The organism is Bradyrhizobium sp. SZCCHNR3119 (assembly GCF_032487775.1).
In the GTDB taxonomy this organism is placed as follows: Bacteria; Pseudomonadota; Alphaproteobacteria; order Rhizobiales; family Xanthobacteraceae; genus Bradyrhizobium.
The window spans coordinates 5592881-5614517 of the sequence record NZ_JAUEUV010000001.1; the positions used below are offsets into that span (position 1 = coordinate 5592881).

General features: G+C 62.2%; 20 protein-coding genes. 15 read left to right on the forward strand and 5 right to left on the reverse strand.

Annotated features, from left to right (window positions below; translation table 11 throughout):
* Positions 1-182 precede the first annotated feature (182 nt).
* The gene (locus QX034_RS25770) at positions 183-1289 is read left to right on the forward strand and encodes a hypothetical protein (protein ID WP_315705153.1); all 1107 of its coding nucleotides are present in this window, start codon (positions 183-185) and stop codon (positions 1287-1289) included.
* A gap of 73 nt (positions 1290-1362) precedes the next feature.
* On the opposite strand, the gene QX034_RS25775 is transcribed toward QX034_RS25770, so the two are convergent.
* On the reverse strand, positions 1363-1893 hold the full coding sequence (locus tag QX034_RS25775) for a nucleoside deaminase (RefSeq protein ID WP_315705154.1): 531 nt from the start codon (positions 1891-1893) through the stop codon (positions 1363-1365).
* Between the two features lie 446 nt (positions 1894-2339).
* Here QX034_RS25775 and QX034_RS25780 point away from each other — a divergent pair, with 446 nt between their 5' ends.
* The 10 genes from QX034_RS25780 (at position 2340) to QX034_RS25825 (ending at position 12491) form a co-directional block, all read left to right on the forward strand.
* Positions 2340-3500 carry a transporter substrate-binding domain-containing protein gene (locus tag QX034_RS25780; RefSeq protein ID WP_315705155.1) on the forward strand — a complete coding sequence of 387 codons (1161 nt, stop codon included), beginning with the start codon at positions 2340-2342 and terminating at the stop codon, positions 3498-3500.
* The gene (locus tag QX034_RS25785; protein WP_315705156.1) at positions 3497-4162 is read left to right on the forward strand and encodes an ANTAR domain-containing response regulator; all 666 of its coding nucleotides are present in this window, start codon (positions 3497-3499) and stop codon (positions 4160-4162) included. Before QX034_RS25780 ends, QX034_RS25785 begins: the two co-directional genes overlap by 4 nt.
* Before the next feature lie 10 nt (positions 4163-4172).
* On the forward strand, positions 4173-5414 hold the full coding sequence (locus QX034_RS25790; protein ID WP_315705157.1) for an urea ABC transporter substrate-binding protein: 1242 nt from the start codon (positions 4173-4175) through the stop codon (positions 5412-5414).
* A gap of 112 nt (positions 5415-5526) precedes the next feature.
* Positions 5527-6399 (forward strand): ABC transporter permease subunit, encoded by an 873-nt coding sequence (locus tag QX034_RS25795; protein ID WP_315705158.1) that lies wholly within the window; start codon positions 5527-5529, stop codon positions 6397-6399.
* Positions 6400-6411: 12 nt separating this feature from the next.
* Entirely contained in the window at positions 6412-7476 is a 1065-nt protein-coding gene (locus tag QX034_RS25800) for a branched-chain amino acid ABC transporter permease (protein WP_315705159.1), read from the forward strand.
* Complete coding sequence (locus QX034_RS25805) at positions 7476-8192, forward strand: ABC transporter ATP-binding protein (protein ID WP_315705160.1); 717 nt, start codon at positions 7476-7478, stop codon at positions 8190-8192. Before QX034_RS25800 ends, QX034_RS25805 begins: the two co-directional genes overlap by 1 nt.
* Complete coding sequence (locus QX034_RS25810) at positions 8185-8910, forward strand: ABC transporter ATP-binding protein (protein ID WP_315705161.1); 726 nt, start codon at positions 8185-8187, stop codon at positions 8908-8910. Before QX034_RS25805 ends, QX034_RS25810 begins: the two co-directional genes overlap by 8 nt.
* 37 nt (positions 8911-8947) lie before the next feature.
* Positions 8948-9937, forward strand: coding sequence for an acetamidase/formamidase family protein (locus QX034_RS25815; RefSeq protein ID WP_315705162.1), 990 nt, complete (start codon positions 8948-8950; stop codon positions 9935-9937).
* A gap of 13 nt (positions 9938-9950) precedes the next feature.
* Complete coding sequence (locus tag QX034_RS25820) at positions 9951-11690, forward strand: nitrilase-related carbon-nitrogen hydrolase (RefSeq protein ID WP_316195973.1); 1740 nt, start codon at positions 9951-9953, stop codon at positions 11688-11690.
* A 39-nt stretch (positions 11691-11729) separates the two neighbouring features.
* Positions 11730-12491, forward strand: coding sequence for an SDR family NAD(P)-dependent oxidoreductase (locus QX034_RS25825; protein WP_316195976.1), 762 nt, complete (start codon positions 11730-11732; stop codon positions 12489-12491).
* Positions 12492-12556: 65 nt separating this feature from the next.
* On the opposite strand, the gene QX034_RS25830 is transcribed toward QX034_RS25825, so the two are convergent.
* On the reverse strand, positions 12557-13006 hold the full coding sequence (locus QX034_RS25830) for a YbhB/YbcL family Raf kinase inhibitor-like protein (protein WP_315768123.1): 450 nt from the start codon (positions 13004-13006) through the stop codon (positions 12557-12559).
* 12 nt (positions 13007-13018) lie between these two features.
* Positions 13019-15850, reverse strand: coding sequence for an AMP-binding protein (locus tag QX034_RS25835; protein WP_316195978.1), 2832 nt, complete (start codon positions 15848-15850; stop codon positions 13019-13021).
* 205 nt (positions 15851-16055) lie between these two features.
* Between QX034_RS25835 and polX the strand changes: the two genes are divergently transcribed.
* Together polX and QX034_RS25845 are read left to right on the forward strand one after the other, a co-directional pair.
* On the forward strand, positions 16056-17747 hold the full coding sequence (gene polX / locus QX034_RS25840) for a DNA polymerase/3'-5' exonuclease PolX (RefSeq protein ID WP_315728683.1): 1692 nt from the start codon (positions 16056-16058) through the stop codon (positions 17745-17747).
* An 8-nt stretch (positions 17748-17755) separates the two neighbouring features.
* Positions 17756-18244: a host attachment protein gene (locus QX034_RS25845; RefSeq protein WP_315705168.1), complete on the forward strand. Its 489-nt coding sequence runs from the start codon at positions 17756-17758 to the stop codon at positions 18242-18244.
* 130 nt (positions 18245-18374) lie between these two features.
* Here the strand turns inward: QX034_RS25845 and QX034_RS25850 are convergent, their stop codons facing one another.
* On the reverse strand, positions 18375-18815 hold the full coding sequence (locus QX034_RS25850) for a universal stress protein (protein ID WP_315705169.1): 441 nt from the start codon (positions 18813-18815) through the stop codon (positions 18375-18377).
* Positions 18816-18939: 124 nt separating this feature from the next.
* Between QX034_RS25850 and QX034_RS25855 the strand changes: the two genes are divergently transcribed.
* Together QX034_RS25855 and QX034_RS25860 are read left to right on the forward strand one after the other, a co-directional pair.
* On the forward strand, positions 18940-19503 hold the full coding sequence (locus QX034_RS25855; protein WP_315705170.1) for an HPF/RaiA family ribosome-associated protein: 564 nt from the start codon (positions 18940-18942) through the stop codon (positions 19501-19503).
* 15 nt (positions 19504-19518) lie between these two features.
* On the forward strand, positions 19519-20547 hold the full coding sequence (locus QX034_RS25860; RefSeq protein ID WP_316195980.1) for a ribose-phosphate diphosphokinase: 1029 nt from the start codon (positions 19519-19521) through the stop codon (positions 20545-20547).
* Here the strand turns inward: QX034_RS25860 and QX034_RS25865 are convergent, their stop codons facing one another.
* The gene (locus QX034_RS25865) at positions 20548-21561 is read right to left on the reverse strand and encodes a hypothetical protein (RefSeq protein ID WP_315761942.1); all 1014 of its coding nucleotides are present in this window, start codon (positions 21559-21561) and stop codon (positions 20548-20550) included.
* Positions 21562-21637 lie beyond the last annotated feature (76 nt).

Sequence of the window (21637 nt, forward strand, 5' to 3'; positions counted from 1 at the left end):
GCTTTCGGCGCCGGCCTGACCGCGCTTGCAGCTCCGTCTCGTGCATACAAGCCGATGACGTCGAGGCGCCACCCTGATGAAAGGCGCGGCAGGCGTTGAAAAAAGATGAGGCTTCTCCCCTCGGCAGATCGGCGCAACTCTCCGCTCCAACAAATGTGATTGCTTTTCAACTGGGGGTGCTCATGACGTTTCGTCGGACAATCATTGCGGCAGTGACGCTGGCGGCCGGAGTGCTGGGGACGATCGGCTCTGCTGCGGCGGCCGATCTGCCGGTCAAAGCCGCGAAGAAGGCAGCCGATCTGCCATTCTTCCTGCTGATCGATAACCGCGTAAGCTTCTCATGGATGCCGAAGGGCACCGATCCCGGTGTATTTTCGGTGCGGCCGGACGGAAGCATCAACGGCACCACCGCCAAGCAGGTCTACTCCTTTACCCATTTCGATCTCTGGCAATACGGCACCAACTTCTTCACGATCTCGATGTTCAAGTCGGACCATAACGATCCGGCCAATCCTTGCACCAATGCCGGTGTGATCTTCACGCCGTCGACCGGAATTGCCACGCCGGCGTCGTGCGAAGGTGCAACCGAGATCTATGGCCTGTTCCGCTCGACCTTCGGCTGGAACGAGATCTTCAACACCAAGGCCTTTACGATGGGGCCGCTGCACAACGTCTCGTTCGAAGTGGGCATGGATGCCAATACCGAGAACAATTATCTCTCGCCGGCCAAGCGCGACGTGGTCGCGGGTCTGCAGTTCGCGTTCGATCTGCCGTATAAGGGCTATATCGACGTTGCGCCTCTGGTCTATTGGGAGTTCTACAACCGCAATGCCTTTACGCAGTGCGGAGCTGGCTGGCAACTGCCGGCGCCTGCCGTACCCGGCGTGAACTGCCTTAATGACGGCAACCGCAGCTTCAACCCGACCTGGGCTGTCGAGGTCAATTACTACATGGATCTGGGCTTCCTGCCGCCCAACATGCAATTCTGGTCGATCAGCGGCCGCGCCGGATGGTATGGCGAGAAGGGGAGTGAGAACAATCCGCTGCCGGGCATCAAGACCGCGATCGAGTTGAACTCGGAGCCGATTCGTCTGACCTTCGACGCCAGCAAGGCGGTGCTGGGCGAGAAGTATTCGCACTTCGTCGATCTCTGGGTCGCCTACCGCTACTGGCAGAACAAGTTCGGCATCGACCATAAGGTCAGCACGGTCTGCAACGTCCGGGCGGGTGTCAGCAACAACTCCTGCACCGAGGAGACGGTGTATGGCGGCATCACCGTCAAGTTCTGATCATCGCATCTGATGAGCCGATGGCGCCGCGATCGCATCCGGCGCCATCGACCGTCTTCCTAGGGACCCGCCGTCAGGTCCCCCACACGCCGGCGTGAACCGCTTCGGCCTCGTCCTCGAGCAGCGGTCCGATGACCTCCGTCGGCCGCTGCCCACTGGCGAACACATCGCGGCAGGGCAGGTCGAGTGTCGGGTTCTCCGGATGGTTGCCGGTGATTGCGCGCAAACGGTGTTCGCTCAAACCGTAGACCACACGCCCGATGCCAGCCCAGTAGAGCGCGCCTGCGCACATCGCGCAGGGCTCGGCGGACGAATACAGCGTCGCTTTCGCTCTGACGTTTTCGCTTAGCGTGGTACAGGCTTCGGTGGCGACGAGTCGTTCGGCATGAGCCGTGCCGTCGCGCGTGGGCATGTAGCCATTCTCCATCTCGATCAGGACGTTTCCGTGCTCATCGGCCAGAATGGCCGCGAAAGGGTGGTTGCCGTGCGCGAGCGATCGGAGCGCGACGGCGTAAGAACGCCGTAGGAAATCTTCATCGCCCGCGCGCGATCCGGGAACGCCGGTGCCGGCGGGTGCGCTGCCATTGATATGCTGCTTGACCATTGATCCTCCGCTGCGGAGCGATGTCCCCAATACTGAGCTTCTCAGGCTCGCGCAGCAAGTCTTCCTAGGTGCCGCGTGGGATCGTGCTGTGCGTGCGCTCCGTTTCGCAGTATGTATGAGCGGGCGGACGCATCGAAGTGCGTGGTGCGCAGAACCGATGACAGAACGACTACAGCGTCAAGAGTAAGACCTTGAACAACCGGAGCGTCTCACCGTGCATAGTTTTGACGCATGCTGGTGCGATTTGATGCAGTCATCGCTCTGATAACGCTCTTGACAGAGTCCGGGTTCTAGACGACCGTTGCCATGCGCGTTGGGCAGCGTGGCCCGTCAACGCAACGAGTTCAATCATTTCCAACACCGTCCCGAAAGGGTGCGTTTGGTTGGTGGCGAGGGCGCCCTCGGCTTCACAGCCGGCGGGCGCTTTTTTTGTTTTGGGTCGAGGAATGGCACGGAAGCAGTTTCGGATCGGCGTGATGTTCTCGACGACGGGGCCGTACAGCGTCGTCGCGCGCTCGATGCTGAACGGTGCGCTCTTGGCGCTGAGCGAGATCAATCAGACGCAGGATGGCGTCACGCTCGAACCGGTCGTGGTCAATCCGTCCGGCGATCTTGCGAAATACCGTGAGCTCAGCCTCGACCTCTTGAAGTCCGGCATTCGCCAGGTGATCGGCTGCTACACTTCGTCGAGTCGCAAGGAGGTTATCCCCTGTTTCGAGAAATTCGACGGCCTGCTCTGGTATCCCTCTCATTATGAGGGATTCGAGAGTTCCGATAACGTCATCTACACGGGGGCGGCGCCGAACCAGCATGTATTGCCGTTGGTCGACTATCTCGCATCCCGGGTCGGAAAGCGTGCCTTCTGCGTCGGGTCCAACTATATCTGGGCGTGGGAGAACAATCGCATCTTCCGCGAAGCGCTGACGGCGCGCGGCGGTACGGTCGTGGCGGAACGCTATCTCTCGGTCGGCGACATCGAATTCGACCAGGTTATCTCGGCGATCCTCGACCAGCGCCCGGACTTCGTGTTCAACAACCTGATCGGCACGAGCGCTTACGCATTCCTTCGCGACTTCCGCGCCGCCTGCCGCTCTCGCGGCATCGACCAAGCGGCGCGAATACCGGTGGCGAGCTGCACGCTCTCCGAACCCGAACTGCAGGAAATCGGCGCCGAAGCTGTCGACGGACACCTGTCCTCCAGCGTGTATTTCTCTTCACTGAACACGGTGGAGAACGCGGCGTTCATGCGGACATATACGAGCGCCTTTCCTGGTGGACCCGTCGCCTCGGCCGATGCGGAGGCCTCCTATATCGCGGTGAAGCTGTTGGGCGCGACACTTGCGCAGGCCGGGAGCGACGAATCGCGCCTCGTGCGCGGCGCGGTCGCCAATCAGCGCCTGCGCGCGCCGCAAGGCGAGGTGCGGATCGATCCACAAACCTATCATGCCTGGCTAACGCCGCGGATCGGCCGCTCGTCCCTCCACGGACAATTCGAGCTGCTCCTGGAAGCGCGTCAGCCGATCGAGCCAGATCCCTATCTCGTACAGTCGTCGCCGCGCTTTGCGACGGCCATGCGTCCTCCGCTGCTGCGAATGGTGAAATCATGACATTCCGATTGCTGCAGAACTTCAAGGGTGGCCGTGCGCTCGTGGTCATCCGCCGCGCAGGATGGGAATCCACGCTGGAGACGACGCTGGCCAAGCTCGGTGTCGCTTGCGAATATCCCGACATTGTCGACGGCCGCGCCCAAATCGATGTCGGCAGTTTGCACCCCGAGCGCGATATTCTCTTCGTCGACGGAGATCTCGATGGCGCCGTGACGTTCGAGGTCAATCCCGTATCGAAGCTGCCGCCGGTACCGGTCATCGGGCTGGTCGGCGTCGAAGCCCCGAGCCGGCTGAAAGCGCTCGTCAACCTGGGCGCGACCTCGTTTCTGCGCAAGCCCGTGCACGGCGGAGCCGTCTATACGTCACTGTTCATGGGCATCAATCAGTTCCTGTTGCGCGCGGAGATGTTCGAGCAGTTGCAGGAGCTGGAGAGCCGCCAGCGGGGCCGGCGCGCGGTGGTTCGAGCGGTCGTCCTGCGCATGCAGGAAACCGGATCGAATGAGGACGATGCCTATTCGGAACTTCGCCGCGACAGCATGCGCGTGCGACAGAAGCTGGAACTCTATTGCGAGGAGTTTCTGAAACGACGGGCGAGACCGCCCGATACGCCCGCCCGCGCGATCAGCGTCGCGCTGGAAGGCGAAAAAAAGCAAGCGATGTAGGAGCATCACGATGACCAGATCTGTAGTGAGAGGGCTGCGCGCCGCGGCCCTCACGGGAACGCTTGTCCTTGCGTCAGGCGTGCTCGCGGCGGAGAATCCGATCAAACTCGGCGTGCTGGAGGATCAGTCCGGCGACTTTGCGGCTGCCACCATCGGCAAGGTGCACGCGATCCAACTCGCCGCCGACGAGATCAACAAGGCCGGCGGCATCATGGGCAGGCCGCTGGAGCTCGTGACCTACGACACACAGTCGGACAACACGCGCTACCAAGAGTTCATGCGGCGCGTACTGCAGCGGGACAAGGTCGACGTCGTGTTCGCCGGCTTCTCCTCGGCCTCGCGCGAGGCGTACCGGCCGATCGTCGACCAGTTCAACGGCTTTGCCTTCTACAACAACCAATACGAAGGCGGCGTCTGCGACGGCCATATGATCGTGACCGGCGCGGTACCCGAGCAACAATTCTCGACGCTCATTCCCTACATGATGAAGACCTACGGCAAGAAGGTCTACACCCTGGCCGCCGACTACAATTTCGGCCAAATCTCGGCCGAGTGGGTCCGCAAGATCGTCAAGGAAAACGGCGGCGAGATGGCCGGTGAGGAGTTCATCCCGCTCGGTGTTTCCCAATTCTCGCAAAGCATCCAGAACATCCAGAAGGCGAAGCCGGACTTCGTGGTCACGCTCCTGGTCGGTACCGCGCAGGCCTCCTATTACGAGCAGGCGGCATCCGCCAACGTCAACCTGCCGATGGCATCCTCGGTCAATGTCGGTCAGGGCTATGAGCACAAGCGCTTCAAGCCGCCGAGCCTGAAGGACATGTACGTTACGACCAACTATATCGAGGAAATCGATTCGCCGAAGAGCAAGGAGTTCTACGCCAAGTTCAAGGCCAAGTTCCCGAGCGAGCCTTATGTGAACCAGGAAGCGGAGAATTCCTATCTCGCGGTCTATCTCTACAAGCAGATGGCGGAGCGGGCGAAGTCGACCAAGCGCGACGACATTCGCAAGGTGATCGCGCAGGGCGACGTCTGCATGGATGCGCCCGAGGGCAAGGTCTGCATCGACCCGAAGAGCCAGCACATGTCGCACACGATCTATCTGGCGAAGGTCGGCGCCGATCACTCGATCTCCTTCCCGAAAGTCTGGGAGGACATCAAGCCGTACTGGCTCGGCGAAGCCGGCTGCGACCTGACCAAGAAGGATCCGATGGCGCAATACACGCCGTCGAATCCGCCCCCGCCGAAGCCCTGATCGGCGGAAGAGTCGCCCCGGCGTCCCTCACGCCGGGGCGGCTCTTGCACCCCCCCCCCCCGCAAATCTGCGCCCACGCATATCTGACCTTGCGCAAACCTCGACCGAAGTCATGGACATCGCGACACTGACATTCTCCGCACTCTACCAATTCGGCGACGCATTCGCGTTCCTGGTGCTGTCGGCCTGTGGCCTGGCCGTCATATTCGGCATGATGGGGGTGATCAATCTCGCTCATGGCGAGTTCATCATGTGCGGTGCTTACGTGACCGCGGCGACGGTGCATGCCGGCCTGCCGCTGCCGCTCGGCATCCTCGCCGGCACCCTGGTCGCGGCTCTGGTCGGCGTGCTGGTCGAACTGCTGGTGGTCCGGCATCTTTATGAGCGTCCGCTCGATACGATTGTCGCGACCTGGGGACTGAGCCTGATCGCCACACAAGGCACCTTGATCCTGGTCGGCTCCACTATGGCCGGCGTCGGCACGCCGTTCGGAAGCTTTCAGGTCGGCGCCTATTCCTACTCGGTCTACCGCATCGTGCTGTTCCTGGCGGCGCTCGCGGTGCTGGGCTTGCTCTATGCGTTGTTCAATTGGACCCGTTTCGGTGTGCTCGCGCGCGCGACTATCCAGGTGCCGCACATGGCGGCAGCGCTGGGGGTCGACACCCGCCTGATCTACAGTCTGACCTTCGCATGCGGGGCAGGGCTCGCCGGCCTCGCTGGCGGGCTCTACGCGCCGACCATGACGCTGGTGCCGACCATGGGCGCGACCTTCATCATGGAGGCGTTCGTCACGGTGGTGATCGGCGGCGCCGATGTCTTCCTCGGCACCGCTCCCGCCGCCGGCGTGCTCGCGATCGTGAAATCCGCGATGACCTCCTGGCAGGGGCAATTGTTCGGCCAGATCGGGCTGCTGATCGCGGTCATCATCGTGGTCCGGGTCCTGCCGAAGGGCATTTCCGGCTTCGTGCTGCGCGAGCGGACCTGAAGGAGAGCGATCGTGACCGGACTCGTTTCGCTGCTTCGCCGTCTTGAAGGTCCTCAGACGCTCGGTCGGGGCCGGGGCTTTTGGTCGTTGTTCGCGCTGGTGCTGGCGGGAGCCGTGGCCTATCCGCTGTTCAGCGACGGCTACACCGTCGGCAACACGGTGTACTTCTTCGTCTGGGTGTTCATCGCGCTCAGTCTCAGCCTGATCTGGGGCTATGGCGGCTCGCTATCGTTTGGCCAGACGGCTTTCTTCGGCATCGCCGGGTACGGGTACGGAATCCTCACCATCAATTTCGGCTCGGCCTATGGTTTCACCTGGATCGCGCTCGTGCTCGCGGTCTTGATTGCCTCGCTGTTTGCGGCACTGCTCGGCTATTTCATGTTCTTCGGGCGTATCGCGGGCGTCTTTCTCGGCATCGTCACGCTGGCCGTGACCCTGATGCTCGAGCGCTTCATGGCGCAGACGGCGGGGCCTGAATGGCACATCGGAAGCGCACGCCTGAACGGGTTCAACGGCATGAGCGCAATGCCGCCGCTGACCATCCCCTGGTTCGACGAGCCGATCGTACTATTCGCCGACGTCGGTCTTTACTACGTCGTGCTCGCGATGCTTGTCGTGGTCTATCTCGCACTGCGCATCCTGATGAATTCCTCGTTCGGGAACGTGATTGTCGCGATCAGGGAGAATCCGGAACGGGCCGAGATGCTCGGCTACGACATCCGGAAATATCAGCTGATCACGTTCGTGATCGGGGCGGCGCTCGCCGGCCTCTCCGGCGTGCTCTACACGGTGTGGGGCCAATACATCACGCCGTCCAGCATGGGCATGACCGCTGCGTCGCTGCCCTTGATCTGGGTCGCCGTTGGCGGCCGCAGCGACATCACCGCGACCCTGATCGGCACGCTCGTCGTGCTCGCGGGCTTCCAGGCGCTGACGATCTACGGCAGCCAATATGCGCTGGTATTCATGGGCGTTCTGCTAGTGGCGACCGTCCTGATCGCACCGAACGGGCTGGTGCTCGGCATCATCAGCTGGGTCGGCCGGCTCGCCACCCGTCGTAAGCGGGAGGCAGCCTGATGACGCTGCTCGAACTGCGCGGGCTGAACAAGCATTTCGGCGGCCTGCATGTGACGAATTCGGTCGATCTGGCGCTGCAGCCCGGCGAAATCCATTGCCTGATCGGGCCGAACGGCGCCGGCAAGAGCACGCTGTTCCGTCTGATCCTGGGCGAATATAGCGTCGGCAGCGGCCACATCTATTTCAGCGGCGAAGAGATCACGACACTGAAATCCTTCGCACGTATCCGCCGCGGCCTGTCGGTGAAGTTCCAGGTGCCCGGTGTGTTCAAGGGGCTCTCGGTCCGGCAGAACCTGGAGATCGCGCTGCAGAGCCGGCATCGCGGCGCCGTACTCGCGCAGGAGATCGATCGGCTGCTCGCTTTTCTCGCCCTCGAAGCCGAGCAGGCGCAGAGCGCGGGCAATCTCAGCCACGGCCAGAAGCAATGGCTGGAGATCGGCATGGCGATCGCGCTCAAGCCGCGGCTGTTGTTGTTGGATGAGCCGACAGCCGGGATGTCGCCGGAAGAGACACATATGACCGGCGAGATGGTGCGGCGGCTCAATGCGGAGGGCGTGACTGTGCTTGCGATCGAGCACGACATGGCCTTCGTCCGTCAAGTGGCGCAGCGGGTCACGGTGCTGCATCTCGGCCAGGTCTTTGCGCAAGGCTCGATCGAGGAGATCGTCGCCGACGAGCGCGTCGCGGCGATCTATCTGGGACAGGCTCATGCTTGAGGAAACGCGCAAGGAAGTCATCCTCACGACGCTCGGCCTGCGCGCCGGCTACGGCGGCAAGCCGGTGCTGCAGGGGCTCGAGATCGAGGTGCGCGAGGGCGAGATCGTCGCGGTGATCGGCCGCAACGGCGTCGGCAAGTCGACGCTGATGAAGAGCCTGATCGGGCTGGTGCCGGCGATGTCAGGTTCGATCGTCTATCGCGGCGAAGCCGTCGAGCATCTGCCCGCGCACAGGCGTGCGCGGCTCGGCATGGGCTATGTGCCGCAGGGCCGGGATGTATTTCCGCGCCTGACGGTCGGCGAGAACATCGCCGTGGGCGCCGCGATCAAAGGCGGCATTCCCGAAGACGGCAAGCGGCGCGTGCTCGATGCGTTTCCGATCCTGCAGGAGCGTTGGACGCAGCGCGCGGGCACCATGTCCGGCGGGCAGCAGCAGCAGCTTGCGATTGGCCGCGTCTTGATCGCCGATCCCAATCTGATTCTGCTCGACGAGCCCTCCGAAGGCATCCAGCCGAACATCGTCCAGGACATCGCGCGCAACATGGTCGAGCTCAACCGCCAGACCGGTGTCACGATCATCCTGGTCGAGCAGAATCTCGACATGATCCGAGCGATGGCGCAGCGCTGCTACGTCATGGACAAAGGACGCATCACCGCGAGCCTCGCGCGCGCGGCGCTCGACGACGAGGCCGAGATGCGCCGCCACCTCGCAGTCTGATGCAAGAAACGTCACAACCAGAACAAGGAGAATGAGAATGGCCTGGCAGTCGGAATCGATCATGGCCCGCAAGGGCATCGCCAAGGGCAAGCGCGGCAGCGAGCACGTGATCACGGAGAAAGATCAGGGCAAGTACCACTATGTCTACGGGCCCTATGTGAACCCGATCCTGAGCGTCGATCCGGGTGCGGTGGTCTCCGCGGAGACCCATGACGCCTTCGAGGGCCAGATCAAGCACGAGACCGACAGCCCGTCGAAGATCCTGAATTTCCCGTTCCTCAATCCGCAGAATGGGCCGATCTACGTCAACGGCGCCGAGAAGGGCGACACGCTCGCGGTCTATATCGAGAGCATCGTGCCGCGCGGGCCGCAGCCGCGCGGCACCACCGTGGTCATGCCTGATTTCGGCGGCCTGGTCTCGACCGGAAATACGGCCTTGCTCAACCCGGCACTGCCCGAGCGCGTCAAGAAGCTCGAGATCACGCTGGAGAACGGCACCAAGTGGAACGACAAGATCACGCTACCCTATGAGCCGTTCATCGGCACCATCGGCACCTCGCCGGAAATCGAGGCGATTTCCTCGCTGGTCCCGGACTATTATGGCGGCAACATGGATCTGCCTGACGTTGGCGTCGGCGCCATCATCTATCTGCCTGTGAACGCCAAGGGCGCGCTGCTCTATCTGGGCGATTGCCATGCCGCGCAGGGCGACGGCGAGCTCTGCGGTGTCGCGATCGAGCATCCGACGGTGACGACGGTCCAAGTCGACCTGATCAAGAACTGGACTATCGCTTGGCCGCGGCTCGAGACCAAGGATTTCATCATGACGATCGGCTCGGCGCGGCCGATGGAGGATGCCGCACGCATCGCCTATCGCGAGCTGTGCCGCTGGATGGCCGCCGACTACGGCTTCGAAGAGATCGAGGCTTATATGTTGCTGACCCAGGCCGGCCGCGTCCGCCTCGGCAACATGGTCGACCCGAAATATACGCTCGGTGCTTCGATCAAGAAGTCGTTCCTGGTCTGAGGGGAACTGCAGGATGTCGTCGACATACAAGGTCGCCACCGTTCAGTTCGAGCCGACATTGTGCGAGAAGGAGCGCAACATCGCGCGCCTGCTCGAGCTTTGCGAACAGGCGGCGGCTGCGGGCGCCAAGCTCATCGTGACGCCCGAGATGGGGACGACCGGCTATTGCTGGTACGACCGCGCTGAGGTCGCCGCGTTCGTGGAGAAGATCCCGGGCTCGACCACGCACCGGTTTGCCGCTTTGGCGCGCCGCCACGGCTGCTATGTGGTGATCGGCATGCCCGAGGTCGATGACGACGACATCTATTACAACAGCGCGGTGCTGATCGGCCCCGACGGCATCATCGGCCGGCACCGCAAGACGCATCCCTATATTTCCGAGCCGAAATGGGCGGCGGCCGGGGACCTGCACAATCAGGTGTTCGAGACGGAGATCGGGCGCATCGCGCTCCTGATCTGCATGGACATCCATTTTGTCGAGACTGCGCGGCTGATGGCGCTCGGCGGGGCGGATATCATCTGTCACATCTCGAACTGGCTCGCCGAACGCACTCCGGCGCCGTATTGGATCAGCCGCGCGTTCGAGAACAGTTGCTACGTGATCGAGAGCAATCGCTGGGGGCTGGAGCGCACGGTGCAATTCTCCGGCGGAAGCTGCGTCATTGCGCCCGATGGCGCCGTCGCAGCCGTAATCGACAAAGGGGACGGAATCGCCTTTGCCGAGGTCGATCTTGCAGTTGCGCGGACAAGACGCGTGCTCGGAGAGTCGGTGTTGGCGCAGCGTCGGCCGGAGCTCTATCCGGAGCTGCTGACCAATACTTACAGCTGGAACCCCCGCGATTTCTTCGGGCTCTACGGTCATCAGCCATGGCCGGCTGGAAAGCGCTCGCGGGTAAGTGTCGGGCAATTTGCGCCCACACCAGAGGTCGCGACGAACTTGTCCATCATTGCCGATCTCGCGCGCAAGGCGAAGGTGGACGGCGCCGAGCTCGTGGTATTCCCCGAACTTGCGGCGACGGGCCTCACCGACCCGGCCGGGTCGGCGCAACCGATCCCGGGGCCGGTGACGGAGCGGCTTGTTGCGCTTGCTGGCGAACTCGACATCTATCTGGTCTGCGGGCTGGCCGAGCGCGTGGGCGAAGAGAGCTACAACAGCGCCTGTCTCGTCGCTCCCGACGGAGCCGTCTCGGTCTATCGAAAGACGCACCTTGCGAGCGGCGATCGAAGCTGGGCTACCGCGGGCGACAGTTGGACCGTCGTTGACACCCCGATTGGGCGCATCGGCCTGTTGATCGGCCACGATGCGCTGTTTCCTGAAGCAGGGCGGGTGCTCGCTTTGCGCGGCTGCGATCTGATCGCTTGTCCGGCGGCGGTGCAGGGGGCGTTCACATCGTCGCACGCGGGCACCACGGTCGCGCAGCCCGCACCGATTCCAACTGGAGCCGACCCCCAGCATTGGCATCATTTTCGGGTGAGGGCGGGAGAGAACAACACCTTCTTTGCGTTCGCAAACGTGCATGATCCGGCCCACGGCTACTCCGGACTGAGCGGCATCTTCGGCCCCGACACCTTCGAATTCCCGCGCCGTGAGGCAATTGTATCGGATGGGGCGGCGATTGCGACCGCGCAGATCGATACCAGCAACCTCGACACTGCCTATCCAACCAACGTTGTAAGGCGCAAGGATCTGGTCGCGATGCGCATGCCCCACAGCTATCGTGGGCTCGTCCGCACACAGGCCGGCAATCGATGACCTCCAGCGGAGGTTGATGACGAAGCAGAGGAGCTGACAATGGATATGGGGCTCAAAGGAGCGAAAGCTCTGATCACGGGTGCTACCAAGGGGATCGGCCGGGCAATCGCTGAGACGCTGGCGGCAGAAGGCGCCGATGTTGGTATCTGCGCTCGCAACACCGGAGATGTCGAGGCGACGGTGGCCGCGCTGAAAGCAACAGGTGTCACGGCGGCCGGAAAGGCGGTCGACGTCGCCGATGGGCCCGCGCTGAAAGCCTGGGTCAACGAAATGGCCGATGCGCTCGGCGGGATCGATATCGTGGTCGCCAATGTGAGCGCGCTCGCCATCGGTCAGGATGACGAGAGCTGGAGCAAGGAATTTTCTACGGACATGATGGGGACGGTTCGGCTCGTCGATGCCGCCATGCCGTATCTCGAGAAGAGCAAGCAAGCGGCCATCGTGACGATTGCCAGCGTGTCGGGGCGGGAAATCGATTTCGCCGCGGGTCCCTACGGCACATTCAAGGCCGCGATCATCCACTACACTCAGGGGCTCGCTTATCAGCTGGCGGCCAAGGGCATCCGTGCCAATACGGTTTCACCGGGCAACACCTATTTCGAGGGCGGCGTATGGAACACGATCAAGGATGGCAATCCTGATCTCTATAAGGCGGCGCTTGCGCTCAACCCGACCGGACGGATGGGGATACCTCATGAGATGGCCAATGCGGTCGTGTTCTTGGCGAGCCCCGTCGCGAGCTTCATTTCCGGCACGAACCTGGTCGTCGACGGAGCTCTGACGAGAGGTGTGCAGTTCTGAGCGTGGACACTGGGCGAGAGGCAGCAACGCGGTGATGTTGATCGGGCGTCGGCAGGCGGTCCCCATCACCGACGATAAGTGCCGATGAGGGTCGCTTCGGCGAGCGTGAACTGGCGAGCCTTGTGCGCGACCTCCCGGCAAGACGTCCCTGGATGGACCTTGAGGTGGTCGGTCGAAAGAGCCAGGAGCTGGAAATGATAGTGGTGAACTCCATGGCCTCGAGGAGGGCATGGACCTCCATACCCGATCGTTTTGAAATCGTTGAGCGCCTGTTTCAGGTTGCCGGCTTGGGCCGCCCCCTCGGCAAGCCCGGCCTGATCGGGCAGAAGATCGTAGACGGCCCAATGATGCCACGTTCCAGCCGGCGCATCCGGATCACTGCAAAGCAGGACCAGGCTGCGTGCGGTGCTCGGCACGCCTGACCATTGCAGAGGCGGTGAGATATTTTCGCCGTCGCAGGTGAAGCGTTGCGGCAGGGAGGATCCGTCCGCGAAGGCGCTGGATGCGAGTTTCATGCGGCCTCTCCATCAGCTTGCGAGTGAAGTCGGCTCCGGCTTCACCAATTCGTCCAGATCCGGCTCGCCGACGTGGGCGAGCATCACGCGGCGCACTTGGTCCCTCAAACGAATGACGGCCTGAAAGTCGGAGCCGGATGGCATTATCGGATCGCAGATCGCAACGCTGATTGCGCTGTGACGCGGAAACCACTGATCGCTGCGCAGCATGGTTCGCGTGCCCTTGATGATGCCCGGCAGAACCGGAACGTTGAGCTCGGCTGCGATCTTGAATGCGCCCAGGAAAAAGCCCGAAAGCCCCGCGCGCCGGGTGAAGGTGCCTTCGGGGAAGAACACCAGAATGCGTCCTTGTTGTGCGAGTGCGGTCAACGTCGCCGTGTCCGTCAGGCTGCCTGCAACATCGTAGCGCTCCACGAACGGGATGGCGAGCCGTCGTAACATCAGTCCGGCGATGACTTGTTGAGCCAATTCGCGCTTGGCGACGATAGCGGGTTCCGACGGTAGCGTCGCGGCCAGCACAAAGGCATCCATGTAGCTCGAATGATTGAACACGAGCACGGCTGCATGGCGGGGGATCTTTTCGAAGCCCAGAGTTGTGAGTGGCACGCCCATGGTGCGGAGCGCGCCGCGGCCGATGCATCGAAGCGCCGACCAACGGGCGGATACGCTCGGCAGCACCAGGACGGCCAGGCATCCGGCCAGGGCCGAACAGCCTAGTACGCTCCACCACCACGCCGCATAAGATGTTTCGGAGATGCGACGCGCCACGCGCCGGAGTTGCGGGCCGATGCCGGCGAACGTGAGCCGGAGCAATTGCCACCAGAGGACCCGCTGGATTGGGCCGATATGGCCGCTCTGATAGAGTTCCTTGGCGGCGCTTCGCCGGATTTTCCCGCTGGAGGTCTTCGGTACCGTGCGGGGAGGCGCAAGCACGATCTCGTCCGGCGGCGTTCCCGCGACATCGGTGACAATCTCATGTGCGCGGGCCTGCAAAGCGGCCCGCATGCCTGGATCGGACTCTCGCGTTTCGAGCAGAATCACTACGCGTTCGGTCCCGGTTGCGCGATCGGCAACGCCAAACACTGCAACCCCGCCTTTGTGCACACCTGGCAAGGCTGCGACGGCCTCCTCGATCTCCTGCGGATAGAGATGGCGGCCGGCCCGAATGATGATGTCCTTGATGCGGCCGGTGATGAAGATGTCTCCATCGGCCATGTAGCCGCGGTCTCCCGTGTCGCGCCAGTCGCCGCGGACCAATTCACGCGTCTTTGTCTCATTGTGGAAGTAGCCGCTGGTTGCGGACGGACCGCGAAATTCGATGCGTCCTTCCCGCCGGTCGCCGAGTTCTCGCCCGGCCTGATCGACGATCCGGATTTCGTGGCCAGGGAGCGGCTGGCCGCAGCCGACGAGTTCGAACGGTCGCGGATCTTCTGGCTTGGCCGGGACCGCAACACCATGGAGGCTGAGCTGATCCCGGTCGATGCGGTCGACCGGCGGAAGGCGTCGCGCAGGCCGGAAAGCCAGTCCGACCGAACATTCCGCCAATCCATAGACTGGCGCCATCGCGTTCGCGGGAAAGCCGTACTTGGCAAACCGTTCGGTGAACTTGCGTAGCGTTTGGACGCTGACCGGCTCGGCGCCGTTGGCGACCATTCGCAGCGAACCGAGGTCCAGGCCCTCAAGCTCCTGGTCGGCGATCTTGGTAAGGCAGAGCTCGAAGCCGAAATTGGGCGATGCCGAGAACGTCGCGCGAAAGCGATGCATCGCCCATAGCCAGCTTTGTGGCCGGATCAAAAAGCTGAGCGGCGACATGACATAGAGCCGGGCGGCGTAATGCAGGCATCCGAGCCAGGCGCCGATCAGGCCCATGTCGTGATAGAGCGGCAGCCAACTGACGAAGATGTCGGATGAGTTCGCGCCGATGACGGTTCCCATTGCGCGGATGTTGGCCAGGAGATTGGCGTGTGACAGGACCACGCCTTTTGGATCGCCGGTGCTGCCCGAGGTGTACTGAATCAGCGCGACCGCAGCCGGATCGTCCACATGCGGGAGCGCCGCCGATACAGTAGACTCGATATCGGCGACGCTGACAACGTGATCGAGATCGCCTGCCATGGCCCGAAGCAGATTCCCCACACGCAGGGCTTCCGGCACGGCTATCAGCACGCGTGCTCCTGCATTCTGCAATATGGTCGTCTGTCGACGAAGATGGTCTTCGACCTGGGATAGACGCATTGGCGGGTAGAGCGGCACCGGGATAGCACCCGCATAGAGAATGCCGAAGAACGCCACGAAGAAATCGACGCTGGTCGGAAGCATCAGCGCCACGCGGTCTCCGGGAGAGATATCCCGCTCGAGCAGTCCGTAAGCGACGCTACGCGCGCGGGCTGCAAGCTCGCCGTAGGTTAGCGTTCCCAGCGAGACCGTTTCGTCCTGCAGGACGGTCAGATGTAACCGGTCCGCATGTCGGGCCGCATGCCAGTCCAGAACGGCCGTCAAGGTGACGGCTTCATCCGGTGCAGGGACGCTCGGAAGCGCGGTCGTGGTGAGGACCTTGAGAGCGGCGACATCACCCGCCGGCCCGCCGCGTTGGACGCAGCGAATGACATCCTCGACCGTTTCCGCTTCGCCGACCGCTTGCGCCGGCAGATGCAGATGAAGCGCGCGTTCGATGCGGAGCACCAGCTCGGTGCGCGCCAGACTATCGATCCCGAGATCGCGCTCGATGCGGCTGGAGGGAGTAATCTGGATAAATCGGCTGCGCTGCGGATGCAGCTCGCGGACGAACTCGCGCACGAGCGAAATCAGATGTTCCCGCTGAGATGGTCCCAGTGCGTCATCCATGGTGTCTCTCTAAGCCGCCGAGGCGGCCTGGCGTTGACCCGTATCAATCCGGAGGATGTCGGCTCCTCTGGCTCCCGGTGGATGCGACATCGAAGGTGGCTCTGGCAGGCCTGATCTACGTCAAAGTCTGGCTCCGGCTTGTCGCTAGGCTTGGACGAGGGATGGAGACACGACGATGCCGGTCCAAAATGCCGAGATCGCCGAGATGTTCGACCACACCGCCGAGCTGCTCGAGATCAAGGGCGATAATCCATTCAGATCGCGTGCCTATCGTAATGCCGCGCGGGTGATCGAGCGGTTGCCGAAGAGCATCACGGGCCTGCTGAAGGCGGGCGAAGACCTCTCGGAACTCCCCGGCATCGGCAAGGACCTGGCCGGCAAGATCGCCGCCATTGTGACCACGCACAAATTCGACGTGCTCGAGCGACTCAAGCGCGAGTTGCCCGGTGATCTCGGCGAGATTGCCGCTTTGCCGGGTCTCGGTCCCAAGCGCGTCAAGTTGCTCTACGATAGCCTGGGAGTGCGGACGCTCGACGATCTGCGGCGAGTGATCCAATCGGGACGCTTGCGTGATCTGAAGGGATTTGGCCTCAAGAGCGAGCAGAAGCTGGTCGCTGCGCTGGCGAAGCCCCCGGCCGAAAGGCGCTTCAAGCTGGTGGAGGCTGAGGCCGAAGCGGAGGCGCTGCTCGCCTATCTCCGCAAAACAAAGGGGCTCGCTGAGGCCGTGGTCGCCGGGAGCTTTCGTCGCAGGCGCGACACGGTGGGCGACCTCGATGTTCTCGCCATCGCGCGCAATGGTGCGGCGGTCGGCAACCGACTTGTCCGCTATGAAAATGTGGCTCATGTGGTCGCGCACGGTCCGACGCGGACGACTATCATCCTCCGGTCCGGCCTGCAGGTCGATCTCAGGGTGGTCCCAAAAGCAAGCTATGGCGCGGCATTGATGTACTTTACCGGATCGAAGGCGCACAATATTGCGTTGCGCGGCCTCGCCAACGACCATGGCTGGAAGCTCAACGAATATGGGCTGTTCGACGATAGGCGTCGGATTGCAGGTGCCACGGAGAATGAAATCTATCGCAAGCTCGGTCTGGCCATGGTTCCACCCGAAATGCGCGAGGACCGCGGAGAGGTTGCGTTGGCGGCCACAGGAGATCTGCCGAAATTGATCACGCTTGGTGATATTCGCGGCGATCTTCATGTTCATTCGCGCTGGAGCGATGGAACCGCGTCGATCGAGGAGATGGCCATTGCTGCGAAGGCGCGCGGCTACGCCTATATCGCGATCACCGATCACAGCAAGCACGTCACGATTGCTCACGGTCTCGATTCCGCGCATCTTGCCCGGCAGCTCGACGAGATCGATCGCGTGAATGAAAAGCTCTCAGGCTTCACCGTGCTCAAGGGAGCGGAGGTCGATATCCTGGCTGATGGGAAGCTGGATCTGCCGGATAAGGTGCTCGTGCGTCTCGACCTCATTGTTGCTGCGGTGCACTACAAATTCGATCTCTCCCGCAAGGCCCAGACCGAGCGCATCATTCGGGCGATAACCAATCCCTACGTATCTGTGATCGCGCATCCGACCGGCAGACTGATCAATGAGCGAGTGCCGTACGAGGTAGACATGGAAGAGATCATTGCCGCGGCGGCTGAACATGGCTGTTGTCTGGAGTTGAATGGAGATCCGGATCGCCTAGATCTTGACGATATTCATGCCCATGCGGCGAAGCTGAACGGTGTCAGGCTGGCGATTTCGTCCGACGCCCATGCCATTGGCGGCCTCGGCAATATGCGCTTTGGCGTGGATCAGGCTCGCCGCGGGTGGCTTGAGGCTGGGGAGGTGATCAATACGCGTCCAATCGCCGAGTTACGCATGCTGCTGAAGCGACGGCACTAGCCGGTTTCTTGCCACGATGGACCGGCAGCAAGACGGAGGAAGAGGTGAGTAAACTCAAGATCCCACATGATGCGCTGATCTTTGTTGGCGACGGCCGAAAGGCATTATTCCTCCGCAACGAGGGAGACGAGAAATTCCCAAATTTGAAGGCTGAGAAGGTCTTCGAGGATGAAAACCGGCCGACTCACGAGCAGGGCAGCGAACGGCCTGGACGGGTCAGCAAGGCGCATCAGTCGGGGCATCGGAGCGCCGTGGATGCGGTGGACTGGCATGAACTTGAAGAGCATCGGTTCGTGCACAACGTTGCGGCTGCGATGGAGCAGATGGTCCGATCGCAAAAGGCGAAAGCACTGATCGTTGTGGCGCCTCCACGAGCGCTCGCCGATCTGCGTGACGCGTTCCACGACGACGTCAAGGCGCGCATCATTGCTGAATTGCACAAGGATCTAACGAAGCATTCGGTCGGCGAAATCGAGAAACATCTTCTCGGGGAGTGAACGACCGACGTGGAGCGCGGATCGGAATTCTAGGAGCGCTGGCAAGCGAATGAATTGGCGCGACGTTAGCTTGACGTTCCCAACGATAGAGCGCACGAAGAACTTGATCGGAAGCGTCAAGTTCGCCGTCCTAAGGCACGACGACCACAACGCAGGGGGCGAGGCTGACAAGCTTCTGAGATACGCTGCCGAGCAGTAGCCCGGTAAGGCGTCCGCGGCCTCTGCGCCCGACGACAATGGCGTCCGGTCCTAGATCTGCGATCGCATCCAGGATGGCCTCGGCCGGGTCACCCCATTTGAGCAGCGTTCTTGCGGCTGTAAGGCCGGCCAGATCCAGGCGGTGTTCGGCTGCCTTGAGAATCTGTTGGGCCATCATGTCGGACGCATCCGCAACGTTGCCCTCGGCTCGTTCGAACGCGGTCTGCTCTGCCTGCGTCAGGGGAACGGCGACCGCCAGCAGGGACAATGTTCCGGACGCAGCCTTCGTCATGGCGATGGCAACATCCAGCGCGCGCGTGGCAGACTCGGACCCGTCCACTGTCGCTATAAAGGTCTTGATCCGGATAGGCATGATGCTCTCCGCGCAACAATTGGCGGTCCAGTCTGTTTGATGACACGAGCGGTAGGTTGATTTCGCTCAAAGTCAACAGATGTTGGCGTGCTCAAATGTCTCATAACTGAGGTGGAGAATTGCGATGCAAACGTCAGCTCGGATCGAGTTCGAGGGATTTGAGGCTTCGAACGAACTGCAAGCGGCTATCGAAAAGCATCTCGCGGAACTCGAAAGCCGTTACGGCCGCGTGACCTCGGGGCGCGTCGTGGTAAAAGGGCCGGGTGAGCACCACCGCACCGGCGGTCAATATCACGTCAACATACGGCTTGCGTTGCCGGATGGACGCGAGGTCAATGTCGGACGCACGCCGAGTCAGGACGAGCGCTACGCCGACCTCACATTTGCAGTCGACGACGGATTCAATCGCGCCCGCCGCCAATTGCAGGACCAGGCGCGCGTCATGCGTGGCGATGTCAAGGAGCACGAAGCGCAGCCGATCGGAACGGTGGTACGCTTCGACAAGGACGGCGGTTTTGGTTTCCTCGCAGCTGCCGACGGGCACGAAGTGTACTTTCATCGCAATAGCGTTCTCGGCACCGCCGAGGTTTCCGTCGGGATGCGCGTGACCTATGTCGAGGAGCAGGGCCAAAAGGGGCCGCAGGCGAGCTCGGTCAGGGTGCTCGGCAAGCACGCCCTTAAGATCTGACCGGTGGAGCCCAACGTGGCCAGCGGCACGTCTTTGTCCCGACGGCCATTGAATGGCAGCGACCGGTTACGTCTGTTCGCGCTGAGGGGCTCGGTCGAAATCGGTCAGGATATCGCCGACGCGCTGGGTTGCCGACTTGCCACGGCCGAGGAGCGCAGCTTCGAAGACGGTGAACACAAGATCCGTCCACTGGACAATGTCGCGGGTTGCGACGTGTACGTCGTGCATAGTTTGCATGGGGGACCGCAAGAGAGCCCAAATGACAAGCTGTGCCGGTTGTTGTTCTTCATCGGTGCACTCAGGGATGCGGGCGCGGCGCGCGTGACGGCAGTTATTCCCTATCTGTGTTACGCCCGTAAAGACCGCCGGACCAAGACCAACGATCCCGTGACGATCCGGTATCTTGCCAGTCTGTTCGAGGCGGTTGGCGTCGGTCGTGTCGTTACGCTTGAGGTTCATAACCAAGCAGCGTTCGAAAATGCCTTTCGCTGCCCCACGGTCGCGTTGAGTGCGGTGCCCTTGCTCACCGAGAAGGTTAGGGACATGGCCGGGGTGCGGCCGATCTGCGTGGTCTCGCCCGATCTAGGCGGCGGCAAGCGGGCCGATCTGCTCCGCGAGACCCTCGAGAGGTCATTGGGGCAGCCGATCGGCAAGGCCTTCGTCGAGAAGCATCGGAGCTCCGGAAAGGTCGCTGGCGATCTGTTCGCCGGCGACGTCGCAGACGCGTTCTGCGTGGTTTTTGACGATCTGATCAGCACGGGAGGAACGTTGGTTCGCGCCGCCAAGGCGGCACGGGCTCGCGGTGCCGCCGAGGTGGTGGCCTGCGTCGCCCACGGTCTATTCATGCCTGGGGCCGAGACTAAGCTTTCGGACGGTGCGATCGATCGCATCGTGATCACGAACTCGGTTCCGCCCTTCAGGTTGCCATCAGGACCCGTTCAAGCCAAGCTCGATGTTGTCTCGGCGGCGCCATTGTTCGCGGCCGTCATTGGTCGGCTGCATCTGGACGAGCGACTGGATGATCTGCTGCCTTACCAGGCCTGATCAGCGGAACGGGTATCCGTCGCGATCCAATAATCGTTCGAGCGCCATAACATCGGTGCCGACGAGCTTCAGATAGGTCTGCGCAAGTCTTGGCCATTTGTCCGGCGTTCGTACATGGGTGTCGGCAAGATGCGCAATGGACAGGCGAGCTCGCAACATGGCACGGCCGATCCGATAGAATAGGAACAGTCCGGAAGCCGGATCGTCGTTCAGAACGACTGCCAACTGTCGCCGTAGGGTGTCGCCGACCGCGACCCCTCCGAGCCGTTCGCATTCAAGATGAAGGAAGGCGAATTCGTCGAGGGCGTCTCCGGCACGCAGCGCCGCATTGAATTCCAGGCAGTCGATGATGGGATAGGAGCCGCCGAGCCATATGTGCTCAGGTCTCAAATCGCCGTGCCCGTCAAGAATGAGCCGGCGATGGATTCGGGATGCCAGGACCGGCCGGCGCTGCTGCAGGAAACGGTGCTGAATATTGACGATCCGTTGGATTTGGCCCGGTCGCAGGTCAAACGTGCCGCCCAGGAGAAGGCGGCGGTCGGCCAGGATCGCCTTATTCAGTCCGGACAGATAGCTATCGGCGCCGAGCAGGAGGCGTGGTGCGCGCGAGTAAAAGCACGTCAGTATCTCCCCGAGCTGACGAATCCGGGCTCGCGGGATTTCTCGGCGGCCAAGCGCAGCCTCGAGGGTCTGGCTTTCGTCCAGGCGGCGCATGACAACGAGCCAGTCGACCACGGTTCCGCTAGCGCCGATCGTGTAGCCTTGCGGGGTGATCGTGAGGGGCGCGACCCCGAGGTAGACATCCGGTGCCAGCCTGCGATTGAGGGTCACTTCAGCATTCGCTGCCGCGGCGCGGCGTTCGAGCGTAGAGAAGTCGAGATAAGGAAAGCGGACCGGCTTCTTGAGTTTGTAGACGCGGTGGCCAGCCATGAAGACCCACGACATATGAGTTTCGCGGACAACGACGTTCTCCGGAGCCGGCACATAGGCCTCGGGACGGCTGAGAAAGCTCACTTTGCGCCTGAGCGAGGCCGGATCGTCTTGGTCGATATCGTTCTGATCTATGTCGCTAGTCATAGTCCGTGCTGTC

Coding starts and splice junctions, on each gene's coding strand:
- QX034_RS25850 (WP_315705169.1), bottom strand. CDS start 18,815: ATGCCTATCCGGATCAAGACCTTTATAGCGACAGTGGACGGGTCCGAG.
- QX034_RS25790 (WP_315705157.1), top strand. CDS start 4,173: ATGACCAGATCTGTAGTGAGAGGGCTGCGCGCCGCGGCCCTCACGGGA.
- QX034_RS25825 (WP_316195976.1), top strand. CDS start 11,730: ATGGATATGGGGCTCAAAGGAGCGAAAGCTCTGATCACGGGTGCTACC.
- QX034_RS25815 (WP_315705162.1), top strand. CDS start 8,948: ATGGCCTGGCAGTCGGAATCGATCATGGCCCGCAAGGGCATCGCCAAG.
- QX034_RS25795 (WP_315705158.1), top strand. CDS start 5,527: ATGGACATCGCGACACTGACATTCTCCGCACTCTACCAATTCGGCGAC.
- QX034_RS25805 (WP_315705160.1), top strand. CDS start 7,476: ATGACGCTGCTCGAACTGCGCGGGCTGAACAAGCATTTCGGCGGCCTG.
- QX034_RS25830 (WP_315768123.1), bottom strand. CDS start 13,006: ATGAAACTCGCATCCAGCGCCTTCGCGGACGGATCCTCCCTGCCGCAA.
- QX034_RS25770 (WP_315705153.1), top strand. CDS start 183: ATGACGTTTCGTCGGACAATCATTGCGGCAGTGACGCTGGCGGCCGGA.
- QX034_RS25835 (WP_316195978.1), bottom strand. CDS start 15,850: ATGGATGACGCACTGGGACCATCTCAGCGGGAACATCTGATTTCGCTC.
- QX034_RS25780 (WP_315705155.1), top strand. CDS start 2,340: ATGGCACGGAAGCAGTTTCGGATCGGCGTGATGTTCTCGACGACGGGG.
- QX034_RS25775 (WP_315705154.1), bottom strand. CDS start 1,893: ATGGTCAAGCAGCATATCAATGGCAGCGCACCCGCCGGCACCGGCGTT.
- QX034_RS25820 (WP_316195973.1), top strand. CDS start 9,951: ATGTCGTCGACATACAAGGTCGCCACCGTTCAGTTCGAGCCGACATTG.
- polX (WP_315728683.1), top strand. CDS start 16,056: ATGTTCGACCACACCGCCGAGCTGCTCGAGATCAAGGGCGATAATCCA.
- QX034_RS25785 (WP_315705156.1), top strand. CDS start 3,497: ATGACATTCCGATTGCTGCAGAACTTCAAGGGTGGCCGTGCGCTCGTG.
- QX034_RS25855 (WP_315705170.1), top strand. CDS start 18,940: ATGCAAACGTCAGCTCGGATCGAGTTCGAGGGATTTGAGGCTTCGAAC.
- QX034_RS25810 (WP_315705161.1), top strand. CDS start 8,185: ATGCTTGAGGAAACGCGCAAGGAAGTCATCCTCACGACGCTCGGCCTG.